General features: G+C 63.0%; 11 protein-coding genes. 7 read left to right on the top strand and 4 right to left on the bottom strand.

The features are described 5' to 3' along the window. Positions 1–736: 736 nt before the first annotated feature. From CJ301_RS17885 to CJ301_RS17875, 3 genes are all read right to left on the bottom strand, one after another. A complete protein-coding gene (locus tag CJ301_RS17885) occupies positions 737–985 on the bottom strand; it encodes a hypothetical protein (RefSeq protein WP_099278707.1) in 249 nt (82 codons plus the stop codon). Between the two features lie 144 nt (positions 986–1129). Next, positions 1130–1672: a helix-hairpin-helix domain-containing protein gene (locus tag CJ301_RS17880; RefSeq protein ID WP_099278706.1), complete on the bottom strand. Its 543-nt coding sequence runs from the start codon at positions 1670–1672 to the stop codon at positions 1130–1132. A 235-nt stretch (positions 1673–1907) separates the two neighbouring features. Beyond that, on the bottom strand, positions 1908–2087 hold the full coding sequence (locus CJ301_RS17875; protein ID WP_099278705.1) for a hypothetical protein: 180 nt from the start codon (positions 2085–2087) through the stop codon (positions 1908–1910). A gap of 725 nt (positions 2088–2812) precedes the next feature. Here CJ301_RS17875 and CJ301_RS17870 point away from each other — a divergent pair. The 4 genes from CJ301_RS17870 to phoB all read left to right on the top strand — a co-directional run bounded on the left by CJ301_RS17870 (position 2813) and on the right by phoB (position 6556). Then, the gene (locus CJ301_RS17870) at positions 2813–3832 is read left to right on the top strand and encodes a DUF726 domain-containing protein (RefSeq protein ID WP_099278704.1); all 1020 of its coding nucleotides are present in this window, start codon (positions 2813–2815) and stop codon (positions 3830–3832) included. 92 nt (positions 3833–3924) lie between these two features. Further along, a complete protein-coding gene (locus tag CJ301_RS17865; RefSeq protein WP_099278703.1) occupies positions 3925–4965 on the top strand; it encodes a substrate-binding domain-containing protein in 1041 nt (346 codons plus the stop codon). A 192-nt stretch (positions 4966–5157) separates the two neighbouring features. Continuing rightward, on the top strand, positions 5158–5862 hold the full coding sequence (phoU, locus tag CJ301_RS17860; RefSeq protein WP_099278702.1) for a phosphate signaling complex protein PhoU: 705 nt from the start codon (positions 5158–5160) through the stop codon (positions 5860–5862). A 4-nt stretch (positions 5863–5866) separates the two neighbouring features. Further along, a complete protein-coding gene (phoB, locus tag CJ301_RS17855) occupies positions 5867–6556 on the top strand; it encodes a phosphate regulon transcriptional regulator PhoB (RefSeq protein WP_099278701.1) in 690 nt (229 codons plus the stop codon). Between the two features lie 195 nt (positions 6557–6751). On the opposite strand, the gene CJ301_RS17850 is transcribed toward phoB, so the two are convergent. Beyond that, positions 6752–7681, bottom strand: a complete 930-nt coding sequence (locus tag CJ301_RS17850) for a lysophospholipid acyltransferase family protein (RefSeq protein WP_254050201.1) — start codon at positions 7679–7681, stop codon at positions 6752–6754. 285 nt (positions 7682–7966) lie between these two features. Here CJ301_RS17850 and CJ301_RS17845 point away from each other — a divergent pair, with 285 nt between their 5' ends. Genes CJ301_RS17845 through arsJ form a run of 3 tightly spaced genes read left to right on the top strand, consistent with a single transcriptional unit; the run spans position 7967 to position 11081 of the window. After that, positions 7967–8812 carry a helix-turn-helix domain-containing protein gene (locus CJ301_RS17845; RefSeq protein ID WP_099278699.1) on the top strand — a complete coding sequence of 282 codons (846 nt, stop codon included), beginning with the start codon at positions 7967–7969 and terminating at the stop codon, positions 8810–8812. Continuing rightward, positions 8809–9807: an ArsJ-associated glyceraldehyde-3-phosphate dehydrogenase gene (locus CJ301_RS17840; protein ID WP_099278698.1), complete on the top strand. Its 999-nt coding sequence runs from the start codon at positions 8809–8811 to the stop codon at positions 9805–9807. Before CJ301_RS17845 ends, CJ301_RS17840 begins: the two co-directional genes overlap by 4 nt. Further along, a complete protein-coding gene (gene arsJ, locus CJ301_RS18525) occupies positions 9804–11081 on the top strand; it encodes an organoarsenical effux MFS transporter ArsJ (RefSeq protein WP_110522090.1) in 1278 nt (425 codons plus the stop codon). Before CJ301_RS17840 ends, arsJ begins: the two co-directional genes overlap by 4 nt. Positions 11082–11104 lie beyond the last annotated feature (23 nt).

The following is an 11104-nucleotide window of genomic DNA, read 5'->3' as shown; positions in this document are numbered from 1 at the left end:
GTTATGTCGTGGACAAAGTGGAAGGCCTCGCCATCGCGGCGGATGGCATAGCTTGGGTCTCGACCGACAATGACGGTGTCGATGACAGCTCGGGAGAAACCTTCTTCTGGACGATTGGAACGATGTAGCAGTGGTTTGATCGTTGCCGGGCCGGAAGATCTTCTCCGGCCCGGCAGCATCAAGTCTGCATCCTGGCACCCGCGCCATTCAGATTCTCCGAGCCCATTGGAATGCTTCTGATACGATGTGCCGCCAAAGCTGCGGGTCGTGACGTGTCGTCTGCAAGCTTAGTACGCTGTTTCCGGGAATATGGTTTTGTGCCAAAATGGCGCTCGTTCGAAATTAAGCGAGGCCGACCATGAGCACGGCACCGGAATACATCGCTGAAGTCGATGACACAGGACGGGTCCTATGGGTGTGGTACAAACCCGCTGGTGCCCCTCGAAGCCACCCCATGAAGGATTTCGCGGAGGCCAGAGGCCAGCTGGCCATTGCCACGTGTCACGGTGCATCGTGCGCGGCGATTAGCAGCTGGATCGAGGAGCGAGCTGCCAGCACGGAACTCAGTGAACCAAGTGCTTGAGAATACGTATTTTCTAATGTGACGTCCCGCCTGCTTCGGGCTATCAGCTGGTCCTGCGGAAGCGGTCAAGGCTGGTACTTCGGCCGCTGTAGCTGATTACAGTTTCTCGTTGCGGCAGTGCAGGGGCAGGCAATTCGGTCGAGGGTGCCCGCCTCAAAGCCCGGGGATCTTGCTGGCATTGGCGGCGCGATAGGTCTCGAGCGCTTCATCCAGATCCTCGGTTGGATAGATCGCAAGTACCTCGCATAGGCAACGTCCGGTGATCAATGTATGGGCAATATCCGCCCGCACAGGTTGGTCTGTTCCCAAGTTAGCAAGATCGACCAGCTTGGCTGTCGGTTCAAGCTCCTCCAAGGGGATGTAGACGACGGCCCAACGCGTTCTCGTGATGCTGTCGAGCATGGGGGTTCCTCTCTGGCAAACGTTTACGCGCCACCATCCTAACCCAGCATGGTGAACTCTGAGTGACAGCGCGCCTGCCTCAGGGGCGCCGCGGCGCGCCGGGCCTCGGTCCAGTTGTTTCCTGATCAACCAGAGGCAACGGCGTCATTTTTTCTTGGGCTTCTTCAAAACCTTGCTCTTTTTTGCCTTGAGAGAGTTTACTGACTTCTCTGTCTTTTTCTTTTTTGTCTTGGCCATGCTGTTCTTCAATTTTTTGGCGTCAGGTTTCTTTTTCTGTTCCTTCTTTTTCTGTTCCTTCTTTTTCTGCCCCTTCTTTTTTTGTTCGTTGCCTTTCGGTTTTGATGCTGAACCCTTTTTGGATTTTCCCTTGGCCGCACCCTTCTTGTCGACTTTGTCCTCGGTCAGATCAGGCCCCTTTGGGCCGCCAACGGCGGCTGAGGTCACGTCATTCGGCAACGGCTCCACACGGGTTTCGAGCTTCGTATCCGCTGATGCTGCGCGTTGCTCCGAAAGCAGCGCGCGTGCTGCGGCGAGAAGCGCTTCCACCCGTTGTTCTCCGATTCCTCGGATCGTCGTCAGATCAGCAGGCGGCGTGGCTGCAAACTCCGCGACGCTGGTGATCCTTCGCTCGCGCAAGAGCATCGCCAAGGCTGGCCCAACGCCAGGAATGTCTGTCACAGGTCTCATCGTCGAAGGCCTTTCTGTTTCACGGTCCGGACACACAAAAGGGCTGGCCGGCCGGCCAGCCCTTTCTCTCTGAAAGCGCACTCTCGACTTCAGGCGGCTTTTTTAAGCGCCTTCTTTGCGGCCTTCAGCTTGGCCTCCTGGCGCTCGACTTTCGCCTCGCGCAGCTTGACTTCTTTCTTGAGCGATTTGATCTCGGATTTCTTGGCCATGAAGCGCTTTCCTTTGTCTCAGGTGATTAGGGTTGGCCTTCATGCTCTTCGAGGAAATCGCAGATGAAACGACGGATTTCGCGGGATGCGCGGGTCTCCATCGCATCGCACAGCGACGTGAAGCGATCCCGCTCCGCCTTGCTGATCCTGATGACCAACTGGCTGTCCTTCTTGTTTTTCTTCCGCGACTTCGTCTCTCCGGACATGGTGACCTCTTCCCATCGTGTCATCATGATACCATAAAGTAGCAAAATGTATATACACTATTGGGTATGACCAAGGCAGGGAGGCGAGGGCGTCTTGATGCAGGCCATCGGGTGAGCGTCATGGCGCTGCCGCTGGTGTACGCTTCCCCAAGATACGGATCTGATAGGGTGTCTTTGGTTCTTCATGATCTCATGCTTGGTTCGAGGGGCAGCAAGATGGAGACCCGCAATGCGCGATGCCGTCCCGCTCACCGCTTTGACCAAGAGGCTGTCTCATGATCGCCTTTGGGGAGGGCCGCACCCAGCAAACGAACTGGACGGGCTCAGGTGGAGCGAGTTGCCGCGCACTGACCCTGGCTGAACCTGTTTGGACGTTCACTCCTCGCCGTCAGATCGCGGCGGATAAAGGGCCGTGTCCCGACAAGCGGGCGCGGTCTGTGCTTTTCGTCGGCGCGGTCAGGACGCCTTCCGTCGATCGGTTGCCTCGACAAGCAGTGTCAGGGCGTCCGGCCCTTCGGCGATGCTGATATGGAAGCCCATTCGTGTTCGTAGATCGTTCAACGCGCTTCCCCACACCCCGAGATGGATCACAAAAAGATCCTGTTGATCGACCGCCGATAGGCCTCAGGCGCAGTTCACGAGTTTCATCGCGCCGTAATGGTTTGGTCGTCAAACCATTACGGCGTTGCCGTAACTGCGGGATCGTGAACAGTCGGAGCTTGCCCATGTCCCTGCTGCGGATCGATGCCCGGGGCGAGATCCCGGTCCCAGCCGATACCAAGTCACCATCGCTGTCCTCGGTGCTCGCGCGCGCTCTACTCGCCCCAGACGTGGGCAGGGGGGCCGTGGTGGTGATGGTGCATGGCTACAAGTACCAGCCAGGCCATTCGCTGCATTGCCCGCACGAGACCCTGTTCTCGCTCTCGCCGCGGCATCGCGATCTCTATCCCCGAATGGTGAGCTGGCCCCGTCACCTCGGATTCGGCCGCGGCGCACGGGATCAGGGTTTGGCGATCTCTTTCGGTTGGTCTGCGCGCGGCACTATTTGGTCGGCCTATGCCGAAGCCGCCCGCGCCGGTAGCGCTCTCGCGGATCTGCTGGCCCAGATCCGGCGGATCGCGCCGGGACGCCCTGTCCATGCCATCGGGCATTCGCTGGGCGCGCGAGTGATCCTTGACGGGCTGTCAAAATCCAGACCCGGTGCGCTTGATCTTGCGCTGCTTCTCGCCCCAGCCGAGTTCGCGGCAGCGGCGGAGCGGGCGCTCGACAGCCCGGCCGGGCGGAGCTCACGCTGCCTGACCGTCACCACGCGAGAGAACGACGTCTTCGACCTGATCGCTATGCTGGGGATCGGACCAACCGGTCACGGCACCCGAATGATCGGCCACCGTGGGCTCGACGGCGAGACCGGTGTGACGCTGCGGATCGATCACGCCCCGAGCCTCGCGGCACTGCAAGCCGCCGGCTACACGGTAGCTCCGCCGGCAAGGCGTATCTGCCATTGGGCTGCCTACCTTCGTCCCGGCCTGTTCCGCTTCTACCGCGCCCTTATGTCTGGGGAGCTGGACTGGTCGCGCCTCCGGTCGATCCTTCACGAGGAAAAGGCTCCCGCACGCGAGATCACCGCACCGACGCGCCTACCCGGACAGCTCGCGCCCTATCGAGCGGGCGCGCGGATCGCCAGTCGCATCAACCGCCCAGCAAATCGCCACGGGCCGGAGCGGTGTCACGAAAGCTTCGTCTGACTGTCACGAAGATGCAGACCGGTCCGCCTATCCGGGCGGCAACGAAGGCCCGCAAACCGGACCTTCGGGGGAATGAACAACAGGAGCGATCCATGTCCTTCGTCAAAATGACCGCCTCGACCGCGGCTATTCTCGCCGCCACCGCGGGCTTCGCCACGGCCCAAAGCCGCGACAACGTCCAGGTCGCCGGGTCTTCGACCGTGCTGCCCTATGCCTCCATCGTCGCCGAAGCCTTCGGCGAGAACTTCGACTTTCCGACCCCGGTCGTGGAATCGGGCGGCTCCTCGGCTGGTCTCGCGCGCTTCTGCGAGGGCGTGGGCGAGAACAGCATCGACATCGCCAATGCCTCCCGCGCGATCCGCGAGGGTGAGATCGAGGCCTGCGCCGCCAATGGCGTGAACGAGATCATCGAGGTCCGGATCGGCTATGACGGCATCGTCTTCGCCTCCGACATCGATGGCGAGAGCTTCGCCTTCACCCCCGCCGACTGGTACCAGGCGCTGGCCGCCGAGATCCCCGTCGATGGCGAGATGACCGCCAACCCCAACACCAGCTGGTCGGACGTCAACGCCGATCTGCCCGACCAGGAAATCCTGGCCTTTATCCCCGGCACCAAGCACGGCACCCGCGAAGTGTTCGAGGAAAAGGTGCTGCTCGCGGGCTGCGAGGAGACCGGCGCAATGCAGGCGATGATGGATGCCGGCATGGACGAGGACGCCGCCGAGAGCGCCTGCATGGCCACTCGTACCGACGGCGTGTCGGTCGACATCGACGGCGACTACACCGAGACGCTGGCGCGGATCGAGGCCAACCCGAACGGCATCGGCGTGTTCGGCCTGTCCTTCTACGAGAACAACACGGACAGTCTTCAGGTCGCGACAATGTCGGGCGTCGAGCCTTCGACCGAGACCATTTCGTCGGGCGAGTACCCTGTGTCGCGCCCGCTCTACTTCTACATCAAGAAGGCGCATCTCGGCGTGATCCCGGGTCTCCAGGAATATGCTGAGTTCTTCGTCTCCGACGAAATCGCCGGCCCCGATGGCCCGCTGTCGGCCTACGGCCTCGTCGCTGATCCCGAGCTCGCCGCGACCCAAGAGAAAGTCGCCAACGGCACGACCATGAGCGCGATGTAATCGACTTGTCGGGGGCGGTCTGGTGCCGCCCCCGACATCAGACCACCTCCAGTCGCAAGCGAAACGAGGCGGACTGGTCTATCCGGTCCGATCCGCCACGACACAGGGAGCACCCGACACACGTTTCCTTGCAGCTTGCCGGCGGCCCCTGCCGTCGCGACGAACACTGTCGAGCACTCAATGATGCGGTTCATGCAAGATGGCTGCCAGTCTCGCGAGAGCGAGCTGGAGCAGATCCAGGCGTCGATCCTGAAGATGGGCGGTCTGGTCGAAGCCGCGATCTATGACGGCCTTCAATGCCTTGTGACCCGGGATCTCGAAGCCGCAGCGGTGGTTCGGGAGGGCGACAGGGCGATCGACGCGCTCGGCCGTCACATCCAGTGCGACCTGCCGCGGATTGTGCGGCTCTGCGCCCCCTGCGAGGGCGATCTGCGCCTGGTGCTGGCGGTCCTGAGGATTTCGACAAGCCTCGAGCGCATCGGCGACTACGCGAAGAACATGGCCAAGCGGACCAGCATGCTGGCTGAGTTGAGCCCGATCGAAGGCTCGGACGCTGCACTCAGGCGCATGGCCCGCGAGGTCCAAAACATGCTGCGCGACACGCTCGATGCCTTCGTCACCCACGACGACGGTTTGGCGCAGGAGGTGCTGCTGCGCGACCGGGACGTGGACCAGATGTACAACGCGCTGTTCCGCGAATTCCTGACCCACATGATGGAAGACCCGCGCGCCATCACAGCCTGCCTGCATCTGCATTTCATCGCCAAGAACATCGAGCGGATGGGCGATCTGGTGACCGACATGGCCGAGCAGGTGATCTACCTCGTCACCGGGCAGATGCCCGACGAGGACCGCCCGAAGGGCGACACCACCGCATATCTTTCCAAACTGGAGTAAGAAAATGCCCGAGTTGCAGCCCCATATCCTGATCGTTGAAGACGAGCCGTCGCAGCGCGCGGTGCTGGCCTACAACCTCGAGTCCGAGGGCTTCCGCATCTCCGAGGCTGAGGACGGGGACGTGGCGCTGCTGTTGGTGGCCGAGGAGGCGCCAGACCTCGTGGTGCTCGACTGGATGTTGCCGGGCGTGTCGGGGATCGAGGTCTGCCGGCAGATCAAAAGCCGGCCCGAGACCCGCGACGTGCCGGTGATCATGCTTTCGGCACGGTCCGAGGAAGTCGACCGGGTACGTGGCCTGGAGACCGGGGCAGACGATTACGTGGTCAAGCCGTACTCCATTACCGAGCTGATGGCCCGTGTGAAGGGGCAACTGCGCCGCACGCGCCCGGCCAGCCTCGGCCAGATGCTCAGTTTCGAGGGGATCGCGCTCGATTCCGAGACACATCGAGTACGGCGCGACGGCTACAACGTGAAGCTCGGCCCGACCGAGTTTCGGCTTCTGGCGACGTTTCTCGAGAGGCCAGGGCGGGTCTGGAGTCGCGAGCAGCTGCTCGACCGGGTCTGGGGGCGCGACGTTTATGTCGACACCCGCACCGTGGATGTCCATATCGGGCGGTTGCGCAAGGCGCTTCGTGCTCATGGCGGCGACGATCCGTTGCGGACCGTGCGCGGGGCCGGGTACGCCTTGGGGTGACCACGGTTAAGGAAGGCCGGCATTCGAAGCCTGCCGTTCCTTGCTGGCAACATCAGCCAAGTGCGGGCAACGGGCCGCCCCTGATCAAACGTCTGGTCGCTCCAGCGTTAGCCCACATGATCACATCTCGGGACGTTCAGATCGCCGGGGGCGTTTCTCGCCCGCATCGAAGGCCCCTCAGGGCGCGAGGTGGAGTCATGCGACGCCGATCTGCGGCACAGAGGGCTGAACGTCGCCCAACCGCACCGAGTTGCCCGAGCTGTATCGCCGTTCGAACTCGTGTCCGTAACCAGCCACAGAGCGGTTCGAAAGCGCATAGGTCGACTGTCGCAGAACCGTCATCAGCGATGTGGCATCATGGCGATGGGCATCCAGTGTCGCACGGGAAATGGGATCGCCGATCGCGACGCGAACCACGCTGTTCGTGCGAGCGCGAAATTCCCGCAGCATCAGGCCCATGCGCAGCGTGTAGTTCACATGGCTTGCAAGCTGGAACAGGCGAGAGTTCGTACCCTCAAAGTACAGAGGGACGACGGTGACATCAGGCCGTGCCGCCATCTTGGCGGTGAAGTTTCGCCATCTGGGGTCGAGTGGCGTCGAGAATGGCTTGGCCGAGGTCGATACGGTGCCGCCTGGAAAAATGCCGATTGCACCGCCTTCGGCCAACTGCATCAGCGCTTTCGCACGGGTAGAGATGTTTTGCTGGGCTGCCGCCCGGGTCCCATCGAAATCGACCGGCAGCACCGCCTCGGCAATCTCGGGGGCGCCACCGAACACGCGATGCGCCAGAATCCTGAAGTCCGCTCCCCGTCGGCTGGATAGCAGGTGACCCATGATCAACCCGTCGAGAATGCCGTAAGGGTGGTTCGCCACAACAAGCAGGGGGCCAGTGGCCGGGATCGTTGCGAGTGCGCCTTGGGTCACGTCGAGGCTCAGACCGAAACGCGCCATCATGACGCTCCAGATATCCCGGCCCGGTGCCAAGTCGGCGTCGTATCCATGCGCACGGCGGAGCAACTTATTGCGGCCGCCGGCAAGCTCCAGCGTGCGGATTGCCAAGCGACCCGCACGGCCCTGCGCGCTACCCGCGTAGCTGATGTCTCTTGCGATATGACTGCGACGCACTGCTGATCTCCATCTCGCCCGCTGCGACAGCTGAGGCCAGCTTGTATCAACGCCGCATGTCGGTGCGGTGACAGAGCTGAAGCCCTCCCGTGCGTGGGTAATCGATGAGGACAGTCCACAAAGCGCGCCGAATGCCCGGCTCCGCTCCACTTCTTTCGGGGCCTCGTATGAGCATGGCAGCATCGGCACAACGCTTCATCGGAGCGGGAATAGAATGCTCGATCAACGAACGTAAGAGACCAATTTCCGCTTCTCACCCACTTATATTTCCAATATTCTCGAAATATGGAATCAACGCACGTCGAACGCTTATCCGCCTTAGGCCACCCGCGACGCCTTGCGGTGTTCCGGATGCTCATGCGCCGCTATCCTGATGCGGTGCCTGCGGGCGAGATCGCGGCGGTGCTGGGGGCTCGTGCCAACACGCTGTCCTCGTATCTGTCGGATTTGAGGCAGGCTGGGCTGATCGCGCAGATCAGGCAGGGCCGCTCGTTGCTTTACCGCGCGGACATGGAGCAGGCGGGCGGACTGCTCGGCTACCTGATCGAGGATTGCTGCCGCAGCCGCCCGGCGCTGTGCCCCACTTCTTCTCCTCATGGCTCGCCTACCGCTGGAGGCCCCTTCATGACCCATAGACCGTACAACGTATTGTTCGTCTGCACGGGCAATTCCGCCCGTTCGATCTTCGCGGAGGCGATCCTGAGCGACATCGGCGGCGATCGGTTTCACGCCTTCTCGGCCGGCACCATGCCACAGTCTCAACTGAACCCGATGGCCTTGCAGGTGCTGGCGGCGAACGGCCACGACACCTCCTGCCTGCGCGCCAAGAACGTCGACGAGTTTCGCGCGCCCGGGGCACCTGCGCTCGATTTCATCTTCACCGTCTGCGACCGCGCTGCCAACGAGGATTGCCCGGCTTGGCCCGGCCAGCCGATCTCGGGGCATTGGGGCCAGCCCGACCCGGTCAAGGTGACCGGGACCGAGCCCGAGCGGCGGCTTGTCTATCACCAAGTTTACGGCGCGCTGCGCCGCCGCATCGAACTCTTTACCACATTCGATTTCACAACGCTCGACCGGCTCGCCATCCAGCGCGCCGTCGACGATCTCTCGACACAAGAGGACCCGCAATGACCACCTACGCGCTGAACGGCCTCGGCCGGATAGGAAAGCTCGCCCTGCGCCCCCTCCTCGAAAGCGGCGCCGACATCGTCTGGATCAACGACGCGGTGGGCGATCCGGCGATGCATGCGCACCTCCTCGAGTTCGACAGCGTGCATGGCCGCTGGCCTGCTGCATTCTCTGCCGACGAGACCGGCATCACCATCGACGACACCCGCCTTCCGGTGCATGCGGAGCGGCGCATTGAGGATCTGCCGCTCGACGGTGTTGACGTGGTGATCGACTGCACCGGCGTCTTCAAGACCGAGGCGAAGCTCGCGCCCTATTTTGCCGCGGGTGTGAAGAAGGTCGTGGTCAGCGCACCGGTCAAGGATGGGCGTACTGCCAATATCGTCTACGGCGTCAACGACGCGACCTATCATCCGCAGGCGCATGACATCGTCACGGCGGCGAGCTGCACCACCAACTGCCTCGCCCCGGTGGTCAAGGTGATCCATGAAGGTCTGGGCATCCGCCATGGTTCGATCACTACGATCCATGACGTCACCAACACCCAGATCATCGTCGACCGGCCCGCCAAGGACCTGCGCCGCGCCCGCTCGGCGCTCAACTCGCTGATCCCCACCACCACCGGCTCGGCCACCGCGATCACGCTGATCTATCCCGAGTTGAAGGGTCGGTTGAACGGTCATGCCGTCCGGGTGCCGCTTCTGAACGCCTCGCTTACCGATTGCGTGTTCGAGGTCGAGCGCGAGACCAGCGTGGAGGAGGTGAACGACCTGCTGCGCGCGGCCTCCGAGGGACCGCTGAGGGACATCCTCGGCTACGAGACGCGCCCACTCGTCTCGGCCGACTATGTCAACGACACGCGCTCATCGATCATCGACGCGCCCTCGACCATGGTGGTGAACGGCACGCAGGTGAAGATCTACGCCTGGTACGACAACGAGATGGGCTATGCACATCGCCTTGTCGACGTGGCGCGCATGGTTGGGGGACGGTTGTGACCGCCCGGCCAGAGGGGCTCTCCGCCTACATCGCGGTCACCGCCGCCTACTGGGCCTTTATGCTCACCGACGGCGCGCTCAGGATGCTGGTACTGCTACATTTCCACACGATCGGCTTCTCGCCGGTGCAGCTGGCCTACCTGTTCCTGCTCTACGAGATCGCGGGCGTGGTTACCAACCTCTCGGCCGGCTGGATCGCGGCGCGCTTCGGGCTGACGTCGACGCTTTATGCCGGGCTCGGCCTTCAGGTCGCGGCGCTTCTGGCGCTTGCGGCGCTCGACCCCAGCTGGGGGCTTTGGGCCTCGGTCGCCTACGTGATGGCGGTGCAAGGGGCGTCCGGCGTCGCCAAGGACCTCTCGAAGATGAGCGCCAAGAGCGCGGTCAAGATCCTCGCGCCAAAGGGGCAGGGCGGCTTGTTTCGCTGGGTCGCGGTGCTGACCGGCTCGAAGAACGCGGTGAAGGGGCTGGGCTTCCTGCTCGGCGCAGCGCTCTTGGGGCTCGTGGGCTTCGTACCATCGGTGCTGGCGATGGCCGCAGCCCTCGCGGTGATCCTTGTCGTCATCCTGCTGCGCATGCCGCGGGGTTTGCCGCAAGGCCGCAAGGGCGCGAAGTTCCGGGAGGTCTTCTCCAAGGACCGTAACATCAACTGGCTTTCGGTGGCGCGGCTGTTCCTGTTCGGTGCGCGCGACGTCTGGTTCGTGGTCGGCATTCCGATCTATTTCTACGCAGTGCTGTCCGATGGCTCGGAGGCGAGCAACCGCATGGCCTTCTTCATGATCGGTAGTTTCATGGCCATCTGGACCATCCTCTACGGCGCGGTGCAGGCTTGGGCCCCACGGCTCCTGCGCGCCGCGGAGCGGCCCGAGCCGGAGCTGGTGGGCGAGGCGCGCCGTTGGGCGCTGGCGCTGTTCGTCGTGCCCGCCGCGCTGGCCGGGCTGGTCTGGATCGCCGGGGCGCCGGCGGGCTGGCTCACACTGAGCGTGGTCGCGGGGCTGTTGCTGTTCGGCGCGATCTTTGCGGTGAACTCCTCACTGCACTCCTATCTGATCCTTGCATTCTCAACCTCTGAGCGGGTGACCATGGATGTCGGTTTCTACTACATGTCGAACGCTGCCGGCCGGCTGCTCGGCACGCTTTTGTCGGGGCTGACTTACCAGCTCGGCGGGCTGCCGGCCTGTCTCGGCACGGCAGCCGCGATGGTCGGCCTGAGCGCGCTGGCCGCAGCGCGGCTCGGAGCGGGCAGGGGCGTGCAGCAGCTCAGTCAAGGGCGGTGAGTGGAATGGGTCGATGCACTCAT

The sequence above is a fragment of the Limimaricola cinnabarinus genome, from assembly GCF_002723615.1.
GTDB classification, from domain to species: domain Bacteria; phylum Pseudomonadota; class Alphaproteobacteria; order Rhodobacterales; family Rhodobacteraceae; genus Limimaricola; species Limimaricola cinnabarinus_B.
This window is presented reverse-complemented; position numbering and strand designations above follow the sequence as displayed.